The organism is Rhodococcus rhodochrous (genome assembly GCF_900187265.1).
Lineage (GTDB): Bacteria > Actinomycetota > Actinomycetes > Mycobacteriales > Mycobacteriaceae > Rhodococcus > Rhodococcus rhodochrous.
In genome coordinates, this window is sequence record NZ_LT906450.1 from 4,050,742 (window position 1) to 4,067,942 (window position 17,201).

A 17,201-nucleotide genomic window follows, 5' to 3' on the forward strand; every position below is an offset into this window, starting at 1 on the left:
CACGTCGTCGAGACGGTTCGGTTATCCGGCCTGGTCGGACCGATGTGCCGCCCGGCGGCGCAGTCGTCGTGCCGCAGCGACGAGGTTGCGCAGCGACGGCTCGAGCTGCCAGTGGTGACGGGTCTTGAGACCACCGTCCGGATTGGCCCACAACCGGTCGAGTTCCACCGATTCCGCCGCCTCGGTGAGCAACTCGTCGAGCTCGTCGATGTCCGGGATCCGGGCCGAGCGGGACTCGTAGACACCGGGACCGACACCGTGGGACAGCGCGCGGTCCTTGATCGCCTCGAGCACCCAGCGGATCGAGCGCGTCGCCACGATCGCCGTGACGTCGGCGTCGAGCCGCTCGATCGCGTCGACCACCGACGCCTGACCCGAATAGGTCAGGTGCGTGTGGATCTGCGTCTCCGGCTTCGCGCCACCGGTGGCGAGACGGAAGGCGTCGACGGCCCAGTCGAGGTACTCGGAGCGCCCGTCCTGCCGCAGCGGCAACAGTTCCCGGATGGCCGGTTCGTCGACCTGGATGATCGCGATGCCCGCCCGCTCGAGATCGGCGATCTCGTCGCGGATGGCCAGCGCGAGCTGGTCGGCCGTCTCGTGGAGCGGCTGATCCTGACGCACGTAGGAACGCGCCAGCATCGTCACCGGACCGGTGAGCATGCCCTTGACCGGCTTGTCGGTCAGCGACTGCGCGAACGAGATCCACTCGACCGTCATCGGCTTCGGCCGCACGATGTCGCCGTAGAGGATCGGCGGACGCGTGCAGCGCGAACCGTAGGCCTGCACCCAGCCGAAGTGCGTGGTGGCGAAGCCCTCCATCAGCTCGGCGAAGTACTGCACCATGTCGTTGCGTTCGTGCTCGCCGTGGACGAGGACGTCGAGACCGATGTCCTCCTGCAGACGGATGGTGGACTCGATCTCCTCCTGGATCCGCTTGACGTACTCGTCGTACGACATCCGGCCACGACCGAGTTCCGCTCGTGCCCTGCGGATCTCCGCGGTCTGCGGGAACGACCCCAGGGTCGTCACCGGCACCGGCGGCAGATCCAGGCGCTTCTGCTGCGCGACGCGGCGCTCCTCGTACGGCGCACGCACCCGATGGGCGGGCGTGACCGCGTTCAGACGTGCACGGACGGTGTGCTTCTGCTTGAAGTGCACCGACACGGGCGGCTTGCGCCACCGCTCCTCGGCACCGGTCGTGAGCGCCTTGGCGAGGGAGACCACCTCCCCCACCTTCTGCTTCGCGAACGCGAGACGATCGGCGACGTCGCCGGGGATGTCGTACTCGACGAGCAGGTCGTAGGGCACGTGCAGCAACGAGGACGAGGTCGACACGACGAGATCCGGTGCGACCGCGACGATCGACTTCAGGTACTCGAGGGTGCGGTGGCGGTCGACCTTCCACACGTTGCGGCCGTCGACGACACCGGCGTAGATGCGCTTGCGCTTGAGTCCGGGCACGGCGGCCAGTTCGTCCGCGCTGATGCGGCCGTTGACCAGGTCCAGGCCGATCGCCTCGATCTTCGACGCGGCCAGGATCGGCAGTGCCTCACCGAGATGCCCGTACGGGCCGGTCACGAGCAGACGCGGACGCAGCGGAGCGTGCGAGAGCACGTCGTAGGCACGCGCGAGGGCTGCGAGCTCCTCCTCGCTGCGGTCCTCGGTGAACGACGGCTCGTCGAGCTGCACGCAGGTCGCGCCGGCGCGGGCGAGCTGCTCGAAGAGCTTCTCGTATTCGGGGAGCAGTGCGTCGAGCAGGTCGAGGGTGCGGAAACCCTCCTTCGTCGACGTCGGTGCGACCTTCGACAGCAGCAGCAGCGAGACCGGGCCGAGCACCACCGGCCGCAGCTCGATACCCTCGGCCTTCGCACGCTCGAACTCGTCGAGTACGGCCGCCGAATTCAGCTCGAAGACGGTGTTCTCGTCGAGTTCGGGCTGGCGGTAGTGATAGTTGCTGCCGAACCAGCGCACCAGCTCGAGCGGCGGGAAGTCCTCGCGGCCACGACACAGCGTGAAGTACAGATCGAGCGGGTCGAGCTCGTCGGCCAGCGGACGGAACCGCTCGGGCAGCGCGCCGAACAACAGCGCGTTGTCCAGGACGTGGTCGTAGTAGGAGAACGTGTTGCCGGGTACCTGGGTCAGACCCGTGGCTGCGAGCTCGCGCCAGGTGTTCTCCTGGAGCTCGCGAGCGACCGCGACGAGTTCGTCGCGCGTGCCCTCACCGTGCCAGTAGGCCTCGAGGGCGAACTTGAGCTCGCGGCGGGGCCCGATGCGCGGGTACCCGAGGATGCTCGATCCGTATCCGTCGGCGAGAGTTGCCATGTCGGCGTCGACCTTTCCCTCATGCACGTCGCGCCCGTGCACCGGTGACCAGTGTTCGGAACACTGTCGCCGGGCACGGGCGCCGTGTGCGGTGGTGCTACCTGGCTAGCCGGCCTTCTTGACCGTGCGACCGTTGTCGGCGTACTCGTAGAAGCCGGCGCCCGACTTCTTGCCGACGAGTCCCGCCTCGACCATGCGCTGCAGCAGCGGCGGGGCCGAGTACAGGGGCTCCTTGAACTCCTCGTACATGGAGTCGGCGATCGACTTGACGGTGTCCAGACCGACGAGGTCGGTCAGGGCGAGCGGACCCATCGGGTGGGCGCAACCCAGGACCATCGTCTTGTCGATGTCCTCCTTGGTGGCGAAGCCGGACTCGACCATCCGGATCGCCGAGAGCAGGTACGGCACCAGCAGTGCGTTGGCGATGAAACCTGCACGGTCGGAGGACCGCACGACCTGCTTGCCCAGTACGTCGGCGGCGAACGCCTCGGCGCGCTTGGTGACGGTGGGGCTGGTCTTCAGGGTGGTGACGAGCTCGACGAGCGGGAGCACCGGCACAGGGTTGAAGAAGTGCATGCCGATGACACGCTCGGGCGCACCGGTCGCGATACCGAGCTTCATGATCGGGATCGACGAGGTGTTCGAAGCGAGCACCGCGTTGGGATCGGTGACGATCTTGTCGAGCTCCGCGAAGATCTCGCTCTTGACCTTCTCGTCCTCGACGACGGCCTCCACCACGAGCTGCCGATCGGCGAAGTCACCGAGATCGGAGGTGAAGCGCAGACGCCATGCGGCCTGCTCACGCTCCCGTTCGGTGATCTTTCCGCTGCTCACGCCCCGGTCCAGCGACCGGAGGATGCGGGCACGTCCGGCAGCCGCGAGTTCACGGGTCTGCTCGAACACCAGTACGTCGACATGAGCGCGTGCGCACACCTCGGCGATACCTGCGCCCATGATGCCGGCGCCGATCACGCCGACGCGCTGAATCTTTTCGCTGGTCACGTCAGCTCCTTCTCGTTGTGGGGGTCGTGGCCGAGGCCGGAAGTACAAGCGAGGACCCGTCGGGTGCGCGCGTTTCGAACTGCTCCGGATACGCACGCACCCCGCGGCAGGACATGGGGACCTGTGGATCCCGCCGCGGGGTGGTGGACCTCGGGGTGGCGCTGGTTCCTAGTGGAACTGGCCTTCCTCGGTGGAGCCCTTCAGGGCAGCCGTGGAGGTGTTGGGATCGACGGTGGTGGCGATGGTGTCGAAGTAGCCGGCACCGACCTCACGCTGGTGCTTGATGGCGGTGAAGCCGCGCTCCTTGGCCGCCTTGAACTCGCGCTCCTGCAGGTCGACGAAGGCCGTCATGCCCTCGCGGGCGTAGCCGTGCGCCAGGTCGAACATGCCGTAGTTGAGCGAGTGGAAGCCGGCGAGGGTGATGAACTGGAACTTGAAGCCCATCGCGCCGAGCTCCTTCTGGAACTTCGCGATGGTCGCGTCGTCCAGGTGAGCCTTCCAGTTGAAGGACGGCGAGCAGTTGTAGGCCAGCAGCTGGTCCGGGAACTCGCTGCGGACGCCCTCGGCGAACTTCTTGGCGACCTCGAGGTCCGGAACACCGGTCTCCATCCAGATGAGGTCGGAGTACGGAGCGTAGGCCTTCGCACGGGCGATGCAGGGCTCGATGCCGTTCTTGACGTGGTAGAAGCCCTCGGCGGTGCGCTCACCGGTGATGAACGGGCGGTCGCGCTCGTCGACATCGGAGGTGATGAGGGTCGCGGCCTCGGCGTCGGTGCGGGCGATGACCACGGTCGGGACGTCCGCGACGTCGGCCGCGAGGCGAGCCGAGGTCAGGGTGCGGATGTGCTGCTGCGTGGGGATGAGCACCTTGCCACCGAGGTGACCGCACTTCTTCTCCGACGCGAGCTGGTCCTCCCAGTGCGAACCGGCGACGCCGGCCGCGATCATGGCCTTCTGCAGCTCGTAGACGTTGAGGGCGCCACCGAAGCCGGCCTCACCGTCGGCGACGATCGGAGCGAGCCAGTTGTCGACGGAGGTGTCGCCCTCGACCTTGGCGATCTCGTCGGCGCGCAGCAGCGCGTTGTTGATACGGCGGACGACCTGCGGAACCGAGTTCGCCGGGTACAGCGACTGGTCCGGGTAGGTGTGGCCGGACAGGTTGGCGTCGCCGGCGACCTGCCAACCGGAGAGGTAGATGGCCTTCAGGCCGGCGCGGACCTGCTGGACCGCCTGGTTACCGGTGAGGGCGCCGAGCGAGTTGATGTAGTCCTCGTTGTTGACGAGGTCCCACAGGATCTCGGAACCGCGGCGAGCGAGGGTGGCTTCCTCGACGACGTTGCCCTGCAGCTTGGCGACCTGCTCGGCGGTGTAGTTGCGGGTGATCCCCTTCCAGCGCGGATTGGTGTCCCAATCCTTCTGGATCTCTTCTGCAGTCCTCGGGGTGCCGGTGGTCGACATCAAATCTCCACTCTCTAGATCTGCCCCGCTCGGGATGAAGCAGTACGCGTGTACGACTTCACATCCTTTGCGTGCCGTTCGGATGTACAAGAACGACAATGACACAGTCCAAAAAACCCGTCTACCTGTTGCTAATGCCAATCTCGGCTATTTTCGTCGCAGCCATTGCGAAGATTGCTAATCGATGGTCGGTCCAACTACCCGAATCGGGCACGGGTTTATTACCCGCGAGTAGTAACTACCTCGGCTTTTGCCGCTGCCGTCCGGCCCACACCGCCGGGACGCCTCGTCCCGCCGACTCCCCCACCTCGGGACGGATCGGACACCTGTCTGTGACTGCCTTCACAAGCGGTGATCGCGGTTTGTGATCCCCATTGACCCCTGGAATCCCATCCGTAACATGTCTCGGGCCGGATCGGGGCCGGTGCGTCGCAGTGCCTTCGTGTCTCAGGGCCCCGGCCGAACAGCCCCCCGAACACGAGGAGTCGACATTCTCTCGAGTACGTCGCGGTCGATCGTCGAAGCGACCCTGCCGGTGGTCGGCGCCGAGATCGGCACGATCTCACGTGTCTTCTACAACCGGCTCTTCCGGGCCGTCCCGTCCCTGCGGGACACCTTCAACCGCACCAACCAGGCCAACGGGGCCCAGCAACGTGCGCTCGCCGACTCGGTCGCCGCTTTCGCATCACTGCTGGTCACCCACGCACCGACCGACATCGACCCGATCATGGAGCGGATCGCCGCCAAACATGCGTCCCTCGGTGTACAGGCCGCGCACTACGGGATCGTGCGGACCCACCTGTTCGCCGCGATCGCCGAGGTGCTCGGCGACGCCGTCACACCGCAGGTCGCCGTGGCCTGGCACGAGGTGTACACGCTGATGGCGAACTCGCTCGTCGAGCAGGAGACGGAGTTGTACCGGCGGGCCGGTGTGGCCCCCGGTGACATCTGGCGTCGGGTGGTCGTCACCGAACACGAGTACGACGGCGCGCACGCGGCCACCTTCCACCTCCGCTCCGTCGACGGTCGGCCGCTGCCGGCCTTCCTTCCCGGCCAGTACATCTCGGTGCGGGTCGCGCTGCCCGACGGCTCCGAGCAGATCCGCCAGTACACCGTCTTCCCGGGCAGGACGAGCGGCGAGTGGGCCGTCACCGTCAAGCGCGTGCCGGGCGGACTCGTCTCCCCCGTGCTGTGTGACGGCCTGCGCGTCGGCGATCACCTCCTCGTGTCACCGCCGTTCGGCAGCGTCGTCGTCGATCGGGGCAGCGAACCGTTGCTGCTCGTCTCGGCGGGCGTGGGCGTGACGATGACGATCGCGGCGCTGCGCGACATACAGTCCCGGGGCGACGGTCGGAGCGTCGACGTCGTCCACGTCGACCGCACCCCCTACGAACAACCGCACCGGACCGAGCTCGCCATCCTGGTCGACTCGTTGCCGGACGCCCGGCTGCACGTGCGCTACACCGAGTACGACGAGATCCGCGGCGACGGACGAACTCCCCTGTCCGGTCTGACGATTCCGGGCGATGCCCGCACCTACGTGTGCGGTCCGATCCCGTTCATGCGTGCCATCCGCTCCGATCTCGTCGCGTCGGGCGTGCCCCCCGGGTCGATCCACTTCGAGGCGTTCGCGCCGGGCTCGTGGTTCGGTCTCGAGGCCCCACCGATCTCCGTCGATTAACACGCTGCGAACGCTGCCTTGCGAAGGCTGCGAGGCAGTTCTACCCTGGGCGAATGGCCAAGACCTATGTAGGCGCCCGGCTGCGGCAGCTACGCACCGAGCGAGGACTCAGCCAGGCTGCGCTCGCCAAGACCCTCGAGATCTCGGCGAGCTATCTCAACCAGATCGAGCACGACGTCAGGCCCCTGACCGTGCCCGTCCTGCTCCGGATCAGCGAGGTCTTCGGGGTCGACGCCACCTTCTTCTCCTCGCAGGACGACACCCGTCTGATCGCGGAGATGCGGGAGGTCGCGCTCGACCGGGAGATGGGCATCGAGGCCGACGCCCAGGAGATCGCCGAGATGGTCGCAGCCCACCCCACTCTGGCGCGCGCGATGGTCAATCTCCACCGGCGCTTCCGCAACACCACCGCGCAGCTCGCCGTCGCGACCGAGGAGAGATACAGCGACGGCAGCGGCAGCGGTGCGATCACCATGCCCCACGAAGAGGTCCGCGACTACTTCTACCAGCGGCAGAACTACCTGCACGATCTCGACACCGCGGCCGAGGAACTCGCCAACCGCATCCGGTTCCACCGCGGCGACGTCGGGGGCGAGATCGCCCGCCGCATGACCACGGTCCACGATGTGCAGATCGTCAAGCGCATCGACCTCGGCGAGAACATCCTGCACCGTTACGACCCCGAGACCCGTGTCCTGGAGGTCGCGCCGCAGCTGTCCGGCGGGCAGCAGGTCTTCAAGCTGGCCATCGAACTCGCGTACCTGGAGTGCGGAGAGCTCATCGACCGCCTCGTCGCGGAGGGTTCGTTCACGAGCGATGCCTCACGCGCGCTGGCCCGGCTCGGGCTCGCCAACTACTGGGCGGCCGCGCTGATCCTGCCGTACACGCAGTTCCACGAGATCGCCGAGGACTTCCGCTACGACGTCGAACGCCTGTCGGCCTTCTACGGCGTCAGCTACGAGACGATCGCGCACCGACTGTCGACACTCCAACGTCCGAAGCTGCGGGGCGTCCCGTTCTCGTTCGTGCGCGTCGACCGCGCGGGCAACATGTCGAAGCGCCAGTCCGCCACCGGTTTCCACTTTTCCACCAGCGGTGGCACGTGCCCGTTGTGGAACGTCTACGAGACCTTCGCCTATCCCGGCAAGATCATGACGCAGATCGCGCAGATGCCCGACGGTCGTCGCTATCTGTGGGTCGCGCGCACGGTCGAGCGTCGCGCCGCGCGTTACGGCCAGCCGTCGAAGACGTTCGCGATCGGCCTCGGCTGCGAACTGCGGCACGCGCATCGCCTGGTCTACGCCGACGGTCTCGACCTCGACGAGTCCAATCCCGGCACACCGATCGGCTCGGGTTGCCGCGTGTGCGAGCGGATGAACTGCCCGCAGCGAGCCTTCCCTCCCCTGGGCAAGGAGATCGACATCAACGAGCACCGTTCGTCGGTCTCGCCGTATCTGGTGCGCTGAGCGTCGGTAGGCTCGTCGCATGGCACGCACCCCCGACTCGATAGGCGCGAAGGCACTCGAGTTCCTGTCCGAGTACCACCTCGCGACGCTCACGACCCTCCGCAAGGACGGCTCGCCGCACGTCGTCGCCGTCGGGTTCACGTGGGACGGCGAGGCGGGCCTCGCCCGCGTCATCACCTTCGAGGGCTCCCAGAAGACCCTCAACGTCGAGCGCGGGGGGTATGCGGTGGTGAGCCAGGTCGACGGTGGTCGCTGGCTCACCCTCGAGGGCCCGGCCCGCGTGACGCGCGAGCCGGCCGACGTCCGCGAGGGCGAGCGTCGCTACGCCGCCCGCTACCGCGAACCCCGCCCCAACCCCCGCCGCGTCGTCATCGAGATCGCCGTCGAGCGCGTGATGGGCTCGGTCCTCGACCCCGCCTGACGCATCCGCTACGGGATTCGCCATCCGCTACCGCAATTCGTTGGTTGTCAGGATGGTCGTGAGACATCCTGACAACCAACGCGGGGATCGGAGCGACACAGATGTCCGACCTCATGACCATCCCCGTAGGACGAACCCAACAAGGCCACCGCGCGTTCTCCATGGCCTACAAAATCGAGTTCTTGCGCCGATGGGACACCTGCGTCGAACGCGGCGCCAAGACCCGACTGCTGCGCGAGAACAATCTCGCCCAAGGCACCGTCCGCCGCTGGCTGCAGGCCCGCGATGAGGGACACTTGCAGAAGTCGATGGTCGAAGCAGCAGACAAAGCGAGGGACCGATTGGACAGTCGAGACCGCGCGGAGCTCGCCGAACTCCGCCGCGAAAACGAACGCCTCCGCGACAAAGTCGCCCAGAGCGACGCCGCCGTGGAGATCCTGGGAAAAGCATTCGAGCTCTTGCAGGGGATCCACAAGACCTCGACCGACGAGACCACCGAGATCCCGCCGGCATTGATGAGCGCACGCGAGTACGCGCTGTGGCTCGAGCGCAAAGCGTTGTCCTGACCGACATCGTCACCGAACTGACCGAGGCGGGAATGTCGGTCACCCGGGGATGTGCGCTCGTGGGGATCGCCCGGTCGAGCTATTACCGGCGGGCCCACCACTACCGGCACTATCGGCCGGTCACCGATCCGATCCCGCAGCGACAGCGGCAGCAACCAGCGGCACTGTCGCCGGCCGAGAAGGCCACCATCGTCGCGTTGATCCTCGCCGAGGAGAACGCGGATCAGTCTGTGTGTCAAATCTATTGGCGTTCGTTCGATGACGGATTGGTGGACTGCTCGGAGGTCACGTTCTATCGGGTGGCCCGGGCCGAGAAGCTCACCGGGGACCGGCGTCGCAGCCGCACCGGAGGACCGTCGACGCCCCGCTGCGCACCGGTCGTCGAGGCCATCGACGTCGGGGACCTGTGGTCGTGGGACATCACGACACTCAAGGGGCCCCGCACGCAGGACCAGTTTCGGTTGTATCTGGCAATCGATGTGTACTCACGGTTTCCGGTGGCGTGGCGCATCGAATACCACGAGGACAAGGCCAAGGCGGTAGAGATGTTCACCGAAGCGTTCACCGCGTTCGGGGCGCCGGGGGTGTTGCATGCCGACAACGGGGCATCGATGCGGTCGGGGTTGTTGCTCGATGCCCTCGCCGCGGCGGGGGTCGTGTCGTCGTTCTCCCGTCCGCGGGTCAGTGACGACAATCCCTTCTCGGAGTCATTGTTCAAGACCATCAAGTACGACCTGACATGTCCGGATCGGTTCGATGATATCGATCATGCTCGGCGGTGGACCGAAGACTTCATGAACCGGTATGCGCTCGAGCACCGGCACGCAGGGCTGGGGCGGTACACGCCGGTGTCGGTGTTCCTCGGCAGTGCCGCCGAGGAACACCGACGTCGGCAGGAGCGTCTCAACCGGATCCACGAAAAGTATCCGCATCGGTTCCGGCGTCGACCGGCAGCGCCGGCGTTACCGCAACCGACGGGAATCAACACACCTGATCTGTCTCAGACAGGTTGACAACTTCCGAATTGCTGTAGCGAATGACGAAAGATGTAGCGAACGCGTTGTCCACAGGGCGACGACTCATCCACAGATCGGTCGGAATCCCCGACTCCCGCGATTTTCGGGGGCAGACGTGCGGCACGGTGGTCGCCATGGAGCCCATCCTGCGCGGCGACGCCCTGACGACCGGCCTCAGCGACGCCGAGATCCGCCGAGCACTGCGCAACGGTGAACTCGAACGACTCGAACCCGGGGTGTACATCGCCGACGCATCCCTCGACGACCTCGACCGCTACCGCATGCGCGTCCGGTCCGTCGGTGCGCGTCTGTCCGACGACACCGTGATCAGCCACGAGTCCGCCGCTGTCCTTCACGGACTCGCCTTGTGGAAGCCGGACCTGGCACGAGTGCACGTGACCCGCGACAGGTCGGCCGGTGGACGCAGGACTGCGAGTCGCCACCTGCACGTCGCGCCATTACCCACCTGCGACCGGTCGGAGGTGGACGGCGTTCCCTGCACCTCGATGGCCCGAACGGTCGTGGACCTCGCCTGCACGCTCGACTTCGACGCGGCCGTGATAGCCGGCGACTCCGCCGGGTCCCGTGAGCCGGAGTTCGCGGAAGCGCTCACTCGTTGCCTGGCCGAGTCGGGCCCTCGTACGGGCATCGCCGCGGCACGGCGGGTGGCAGCGTTCGTCGACGGTCGCAGTGAGAGTCCCGGCGAATCGCTCAGCCGGGTGCGTATGCAGGAGGTCGGCATGCCGTCACCGATCCTGCAGCAGGAGATCAGAACCCCCGGTGGGCTCTTCGTCGGGCGAGCCGATTTCTACTGGGAGGACGAAGGCGTCGTCGGTGAATTCGACGGCATGGGCAAGTACGACGACGGCGGGATCGAAGCGGTCCGTCGGGAGAAGCGACGCGAGGACGCACTGCGCGATCTCGGCTTCGAGGTGGTGCGCTGGACGTGGCCGGAACTGTTCCGGTTCGACGTGGTCCGCGCCCGTTTCGATCGGGCCGTCGCCCGCGCCCGGAGATAATCGGTAGCGGATGCTTGTGCGCACTTTGTAACACACGCGAAATCTGTGTCACGCGACCGTGACCGGACGATATTCCCGCGCAACAACTCCCTTCTACTGTGTGGCCTCACGGATACAGCGCTGTATACGCCTCCCGGATACACCGGGGTCCTCTCCGGCCACACCTTCGAAGGAAGGGCTCTACATGTCTGTTGTCAGGTCCAGGCTCGCCACCCGCGCCATCGCGGCCCCCGCAGCACTCGTCGCAGTCGGACTCGTGTTGTCCGCCTGCGGAAGCCGCGCGGGTGACGAGGGCAGCACGGCCGCCTCCGGTGCTGCGTCGTGCGTCGACACCTCGGGCGACACCATCAAGGTCGGCTCGCTCAACTCCCTGTCGGGCACGATGGCGATCTCCGAGGTCACCGTCCGCGACTCGATCGCGCTGGCCGTCGAGGAGATCAACGCCGACGGCGGTGTCCTCGGCAAGCAGATCGAGATCGTCTCCGAGGACGGCGCCTCCGAACCGACGGTGTTCGCGGAGAAGGCCGAGAAGCTCATCGGATCCGACTGCGTCGCAGCGGTATTCGGTGGTTGGACGTCGTCGAGCCGCAAGGCGATGCTGCCGGTCTTCGAGGACCGCAACGCGCTGCTGTACTACCCCGTCCAGTACGAGGGTCTCGAGTCGTCGTCGAACATCTTCTACACCGGCGCGACCACCAATCAGCAGATCGTGCCGGCCCTGGACTACCTGAAGGAACAGGGCGTGACGTCGCTCTACCTCGTCGGTAGCGACTACGTCTTCCCGCAGACCGCCAACCGCATCATCAAGGCGTATGCAGAGGCCAACGACATCGAGATCAAGGGCGAGGACTATACCCCGCTCGGCTCCACCGACTTCTCCACCATCGTCAACAAGGTGCGCACCGCCGACGCCGACGCGGTGTTCAACACCCTCAACGGCGACTCCAACGTCGCATTCTTCCGCGAGTACACCAACGCCGGCCTCAACGCTAAGGACATGCCGGTCGTGTCGGTGTCCATCGCCGAGGAGGAGGTGGGCGGCATCGGTGCGCAGAACATCGAGGGCCAGCTCACCGCGTGGAACTACTACCAGACCGTCGACTCCCCCGAGAACACCTCCTTCGTCGAGGCGTACAAGGCGATGTACGGCGCCAACAAGCCGACCTCCGATCCCATGGAGGCCGCCTACACCTCGGTCTACCTGTGGAAGAACACGGTCGAGAAGGCCGAGTCCTTCGAGGTCGACGACGTCATCGAAGCCGCCGACGGCGTGACCTTCGATGCCCCCGAGGGCACCGTCACGATCGATGGCGACAACCACCACATCACCAAGACCGCCCGCATCGGTGAGATCCGCGGCGACGGCCTGATCTACACCGTCTGGGAGTCCGACGGCGCCATCGAGCCCGACCCGTACCTCGAGTCCTACGACTGGGCGTCGAGCCTGTCCGGTAACTGACAGCGGAAGCCGAAGAGGGAGACGACATGGATGTCCTTGTAGGACAGCTCTTCACAGGATTGAGTATCGGATCGATCCTGTTGCTGGCAGCACTGGGGCTGTCGCTGACGTTCGGCCAGATGGGCGTGATCAACATGGCCCACGGCGAATTCATCATGGCCGGCAGCTACACCGCGTTCGTCGTGCAGCAGGTGATCTCGTCGGCCGGGGTGTCCCTGTTCGTCTCCCTCCTCGTCGGCTTCCTGGTGGGCGGCGTGATGGGCGTGATCCTCGAGGTCACCCTCATCCGCCGCATGTACCACCGCCCGCTCGACACCCTGCTGGTCACCTTCGGTGTGGGCCTGCTGTTGCAGCAGGCCGCCCGCGACATCTTCGGCGCCCCCGCCGTCAACGTCATCGCACCGTCCTGGCTCTCCGGCGGCGTGGAGATCTTCGGGGCCGTCGTCCCGAAGACCCGCCTGTTCATCCTCGCCCTCGCTGTGGTGTGCGTGGTCGCCCTGATCGCATCGATGAAGTACACGCCGATGGGACGACGGATCCGGGCCGTGGTGCAGAACCGCGATCTCGCCGAGACGGTGGGCATCTCGTCGCGCCGCACCGACATCACCACCTTCTTCCTCGGCTCCGGTCTCGCCGGCCTCGCCGGGGTGGCCCTGACACTCATCGGCTCGACCAGCCCGACCATCGGCCAGTCGTACCTCATCGACGCCTTCCTCGTCGTCGTCATCGGCGGCCTCGGCCGCATCGAGGGCGCGGTGCTCGCGGCCGTCGCACTGGGCCTGCTCAATTCGTTCATCGAGTACTCCACGACCGCGTCGATCGCGAAGGTCATCGTGTTCGTGCTCATCGTGATCTTCCTGCAGGTCCGCCCGCAGGGCCTGTTCGCCGTCAAGACGAGGAGCCTGGTCTGATGTCGTCGACATTCTCGGTCCGCAGCTTCACGAAACCCGGGCCCGTCCGCACAGCAAGCGGATTCGCGATCGCCGCGATCATCCTGTTCGGTCTCGCACCCGCCGTCCTCTCCGATTTCCGTCTCGGCCTGCTCGGCAAGTTCCTGTGCTTCGCGATCGTCGCCGTCGGCATCGGTCTGGCCTGGGGTCGCGGTGGCATGCTCACCCTCGGCCAGGGTGTCTTCTTCGGCCTCGGCGCCTACATCATGGCGATGCACCTGAAGATCTCAGACGCCGAACTCCGCGGCGACACGGTCCCCGACTTCATGCAGATCGCGGGCATCCGCGAACTCCCCGCCTACTGGGTGCCGTTCGCCTCCCCCGCCGTCACACTGCTGGCGATCCTGATCGTGCCGGCCCTCATCGCCGCCCTGCTCGGCTTCGGTGTGTTCGCCCGCCGCGTCAAGGGTGCCTACTTCGCCATCCTCTCCCAGGCACTGGCCGCCGCGTTCGCGATCCTGCTCGTCGGCCAGCAGTCCACCGGAGGGTCCAACGGCCTCAACCGTTTCCGCACCTTCTTCGGCTACGACCTGTCCGATCCGGTCAACAAGCGGATGCTGTTCTTCATCGTCGCCGCGATCCTGCTGCTCGTCGTCGCCGCGACCCGCCAGCTCATGCAGTCCCGCTACGGCGAACTGCTCGTCGCCGTGCGCGACCAGGAGGAGCGGGTCCGCTTCCTGGGCTACGACCCCGCCCTGATCAAGGTGGCCGCCTACACCGTCGCCGCCTTCTTCGCCGGCATCGCCGGTGCGATGTTCGTGCCCATCGTCGGCATCATCTCCCCCGCCGACGTCGGCATCGTCCCGTCCATCGCATTCCTCATCGGTGTCGCCATCGGCGGACGCACCACCCTGCTCGGCCCGGTCCTCGGCGCGGTGGGCGTGGCGTGGGCACAGACCACCCTGTCGGAGAACTTCCCCTCCGCCTGGACCTACGCGCAGGGCCTGCTGTTCATCGTCGTCGTCGGCTTCTTCCCCGCCGGCCTCGCCGGGGTGATCACCCTGCTCCGCCGGCGCCGCCGCACCACCCCGACGGAACCCACACCGCCGGCCGAACCCGAGACCGCCGACCTTCCCGAGATGGAGCCCGTGCGATGAGCAAACCCGTCTACGGCGGCAACGCCGGAATGAGCAGCGACTACCTCGAGATCCGCGACCTGCGTGTCACCTTCGACGGCTTCACCGCCGTCGACGGCGTCGACCTCACTCTCCTCCAGGGCGACCTGCGGTTCCTCATCGGCCCCAACGGCGCCGGCAAGACGACCCTCGTCGACGCCGTCACCGGCCTGGTCCCGGCGACCGGCTCGATCACCAAGTCGGGCGTCGAACTGCTCGGCAAGAAGACCCACAAGATCGCGCGCCTCGGCGTCGGCCGTACCTTCCAGACCGCCTCGGTCTTCGAGGAACTGTCGGTTCTGCAGAACCTCGACATCGCCGCCGGCGCGGGCCGCTCCCCGTGGCAGTTGCTGCGGCGCCGCAAGGACGTGCTGCCCGAGATCGAGGAAGCGCTCGAGACGATCGGCCTGACCGCTCACCGTGACACTCCCGCGGGCATCCTCGCCCACGGGCAGAAGCAGTGGCTCGAGATCGGCATGCTGCTCGTGCAGAACGCCGACGTGCTGCTCCTCGACGAACCCGTCGCCGGCATGAGCCACGACGAACGCGAGGAGACCGGGCAGCTGCTGCGCCGCATCGGTGCGCAGCGCACGGTGGTCGTCGTCGAGCACGACATGGACTTCATGCGCGCCTTCGCCACCTCGGTCACCGTCCTCGCCCGCGGCAAGGTCATCGCCGACGGCACCGTCGACCAGGTCCAGAACGACCCGCAGGTCCAGGAGGTCTACCTCGGGACCGCCACCGCTCCCCAGGAGGCATGATGCTCGAACTCGTCGACGTCCACGCCGGTTACGGTCGCACCGAGATCCTGCACGGCATCTCCCTCACCGTCCCGACCGGGAAGACCGTCGCGGTCATGGGCCACAACGGCGCCGGCAAGACCACACTGCTGCGCGCCGCCGTCGGTCTGCTGCCCGTCACGAAGGGCAAGATCCTCTTCGACGGTGACGACATCACGTCGCTGCGACCGTCCGCGCGGGTCGCCCGCGGCCTGGCCTACGTCCCACAGGGGCAGCAGTCCTTCGGTCAGCTCACCTGTCGTGAGAATCTGCAGGTCGTCGCCGACACACGCCGCAACGGCCGGCAGCTGGTCGCCGACATGCTCGACCTGTTCCCCGCCCTCGTCCCGCTGCTGGACCGGCGGGCCGGTCTGCTCTCCGGCGGCCAGCGCCAGCAACTCGCCATCGCCCGCGCGCTGATCACCGAGCCGCGCATGCTCATCCTCGACGAGCCCACCGAGGGCATCCAACCGTCGGTGGTCGCCGAGATCGAGAACACCATCGTCGAGCTCGGTCGCAGCGGCGACCTCGGGGTGCTGCTCGTCGAACAGCACATCGGTTTCGCCCTCGACAACGCCCTGCACTACTACGTCCTCGAATCCGGGCGCATCACCTCGACGGGTGACGGCGGTGTCGACGCCGCCTCCACCGTCCGTGCGGCGATGGCGATCTGATGGCCGCCGACACACGGCGTGAACGGGTCTACAAGGCCCTGCGCGCCCGTCTGATGTCCGGGACACCCTCCCCCGACGAACGACTCAGTGAAGAACGCCTCGCCGAGCAGTACGGGGTGTCGCGTACTCCGGTGCGCGAGGCCCTCGCCCGGTTGGTCTCCGACGGGCTCGTCGAACGTCGCGACCAGGGTCTGTATCCCTACCGTCCGCGCTTCGACGACCTCGCCGATCTGTACGAGCTGCGGACCACCCTGGAACTGCGCGGTATCCGCCGCGCGCTCGACGGCGAGTCGGTGCGGCACGATCCCGACGTCCTCGGCCCCGAGCTCGACCGCTGGTACGAGATCCGCGAGGATCCACCCGAACCCGACGCCGGCTTCGTCACGCTCGACGAGCGCTTCCACATGACGTTGCTCGCCGCCTCCGGCAACCGCGCACTGTGCGATGCACTCGCCTCGGTGAACGCCAAGGTGCGCCCGGTGCGGATGTTCGACTACCTGACCCCCGACCGCATCGTCGCCACCGTCGACGAACACATCGAGGTCGCCGAGCTGGTCCTCGCCGACAAGCTCGACGACGCCCACGACCTGCTGCTCGCCCACATCGACACCTCGCGTTCGGTGGTCGTGCGTCGGGCCGAGGAGGCACGCGCCTTCGCCCGGATGGCCCGCGCCGTCCGAGACTGACCCTCCGGTCGTGTCACGTGACCGGACGGGTTCGTTCGGGCACACTGGCGCTCATGACACCCCGCATCCCGCCCGGACGTTTCAAGGAGCTCGGCCCGATCAACTGGGTGACATGGAAGGCCCTGTCCGCTGCCGGCGGTACCTCGGACGCCCACCTGTTCAGCACCCTCGGCCGCACCGGACGGCTGTTCCGCGGGTGGTTGCACTATGCCGGCATGCTCATGCCGTTCGGCCGCCTCGGCCGGTTCGAATCGGAGATGGTCATCCTGCGCGTCGCGCATCTGCGTGAGTGCGGTTACGAATTCGACCACCACACCCGCCTGGGCCGCCGTGCCGGGATCACCGACGAGGTGCGCGAGCGTATCGTCGCCGGACCCGACGCTCCCGGCTGGCAGGCGAGGCATCGTGCGCTTCTCGCCGCCGTCGACGAACTCGTGGCGACGAAGGATCTGTCCGACGAGACGTGGGCGTCGCTCGCGCAGTTCTACGACGATCGCAGACTCATCGAATTCTGCCTGCTGGTCACGCAGTACGACGCCCTCGCCACGACCATCGGTGTGCTGCGGATCGAACGCGACTTCTGATCC

16 protein-coding genes are annotated in these 17,201 nt (G+C 67.0%); 13 read left to right on the forward strand and 3 right to left on the reverse strand.

What is annotated here, in order from left to right; translation table 11 throughout:
* Positions 1–21 precede the first annotated feature (21 nt).
* The 3 genes from metE to aceA form a co-directional block, all read right to left on the reverse strand.
* Positions 22–2,322, reverse strand: a complete 2,301-nt coding sequence (metE, locus tag CKW34_RS18580; RefSeq protein WP_059383427.1) for a 5-methyltetrahydropteroyltriglutamate--homocysteine S-methyltransferase — start codon at positions 2,320–2,322, stop codon at positions 22–24.
* A 105-nt stretch (positions 2,323–2,427) separates the two neighbouring features.
* Positions 2,428–3,324: a 3-hydroxybutyryl-CoA dehydrogenase gene (locus CKW34_RS18585; protein WP_059383403.1), complete on the reverse strand. Its 897-nt coding sequence runs from the start codon at positions 3,322–3,324 to the stop codon at positions 2,428–2,430.
* 168 nt (positions 3,325–3,492) lie between these two features.
* Positions 3,493–4,782 (reverse strand): isocitrate lyase, encoded by a 1,290-nt coding sequence (aceA, locus tag CKW34_RS18590; RefSeq protein ID WP_006553580.1) that lies wholly within the window; start codon positions 4,780–4,782, stop codon positions 3,493–3,495.
* A gap of 535 nt (positions 4,783–5,317) precedes the next feature.
* On the opposite strand from aceA, the gene CKW34_RS18595 reads away from it, so the two are divergent.
* The 13 genes from CKW34_RS18595 (at position 5,318) to CKW34_RS18655 (ending at position 17,198) form a co-directional block, all read left to right on the forward strand.
* Complete coding sequence (locus tag CKW34_RS18595; RefSeq protein WP_059383404.1) at positions 5,318–6,463, forward strand: globin domain-containing protein; 1,146 nt, start codon at positions 5,318–5,320, stop codon at positions 6,461–6,463.
* 53 nt (positions 6,464–6,516) lie between these two features.
* Positions 6,517–7,929, forward strand: a complete 1,413-nt coding sequence (ramB, locus tag CKW34_RS18600; protein WP_006553582.1) for an acetate metabolism transcriptional regulator RamB — start codon at positions 6,517–6,519, stop codon at positions 7,927–7,929.
* 19 nt (positions 7,930–7,948) lie between these two features.
* A complete protein-coding gene (locus tag CKW34_RS18605; protein ID WP_059383405.1) occupies positions 7,949–8,350 on the forward strand; it encodes a PPOX class F420-dependent oxidoreductase in 402 nt (133 codons plus the stop codon).
* 113 nt (positions 8,351–8,463) lie between these two features.
* On the forward strand, positions 8,464–8,916 hold the full coding sequence (locus CKW34_RS18610) for a hypothetical protein (RefSeq protein WP_059384853.1): 453 nt from the start codon (positions 8,464–8,466) through the stop codon (positions 8,914–8,916).
* Positions 8,889–9,929, forward strand: coding sequence for a DDE-type integrase/transposase/recombinase (locus tag CKW34_RS18615; RefSeq protein ID WP_226949771.1), 1,041 nt, complete (start codon positions 8,889–8,891; stop codon positions 9,927–9,929). Before CKW34_RS18610 ends, CKW34_RS18615 begins: the two co-directional genes overlap by 28 nt.
* 137 nt (positions 9,930–10,066) lie before the next feature.
* Complete coding sequence (locus CKW34_RS18620) at positions 10,067–10,951, forward strand: type IV toxin-antitoxin system AbiEi family antitoxin domain-containing protein (protein ID WP_059384731.1); 885 nt, start codon at positions 10,067–10,069, stop codon at positions 10,949–10,951.
* A 184-nt stretch (positions 10,952–11,135) separates the two neighbouring features.
* A complete protein-coding gene (gene urtA, locus CKW34_RS18625; protein WP_059384724.1) occupies positions 11,136–12,410 on the forward strand; it encodes an urea ABC transporter substrate-binding protein in 1,275 nt (424 codons plus the stop codon).
* Positions 12,411–12,436: 26 nt separating this feature from the next.
* The gene (urtB, locus tag CKW34_RS18630) at positions 12,437–13,321 is read left to right on the forward strand and encodes an urea ABC transporter permease subunit UrtB (protein ID WP_059384723.1); all 885 of its coding nucleotides are present in this window, start codon (positions 12,437–12,439) and stop codon (positions 13,319–13,321) included.
* Positions 13,321–14,457 (forward strand): urea ABC transporter permease subunit UrtC, encoded by a 1,137-nt coding sequence (gene urtC / locus CKW34_RS18635; protein WP_059384722.1) that lies wholly within the window; start codon positions 13,321–13,323, stop codon positions 14,455–14,457. Before urtB ends, urtC begins: the two co-directional genes overlap by 1 nt.
* Entirely contained in the window at positions 14,454–15,236 is a 783-nt protein-coding gene (gene urtD / locus CKW34_RS18640) for an urea ABC transporter ATP-binding protein UrtD (protein WP_016693072.1), read from the forward strand. The genes urtC and urtD overlap by 4 nt, the downstream gene beginning before the upstream one ends.
* Complete coding sequence (gene urtE / locus CKW34_RS18645) at positions 15,236–15,928, forward strand: urea ABC transporter ATP-binding subunit UrtE (RefSeq protein ID WP_059384730.1); 693 nt, start codon at positions 15,236–15,238, stop codon at positions 15,926–15,928. Before urtD ends, urtE begins: the two co-directional genes overlap by 1 nt.
* Positions 15,928–16,614 carry a GntR family transcriptional regulator gene (locus tag CKW34_RS18650; RefSeq protein ID WP_059384721.1) on the forward strand — a complete coding sequence of 229 codons (687 nt, stop codon included), beginning with the start codon at positions 15,928–15,930 and terminating at the stop codon, positions 16,612–16,614. The genes urtE and CKW34_RS18650 overlap by 1 nt, the downstream gene beginning before the upstream one ends.
* Positions 16,615–16,667: 53 nt before the next feature.
* Positions 16,668–17,198, forward strand: a complete 531-nt coding sequence (locus CKW34_RS18655; protein ID WP_059384729.1) for a carboxymuconolactone decarboxylase family protein — start codon at positions 16,668–16,670, stop codon at positions 17,196–17,198.
* The last annotated feature ends 3 nt before the right edge of the window (positions 17,199–17,201 follow it).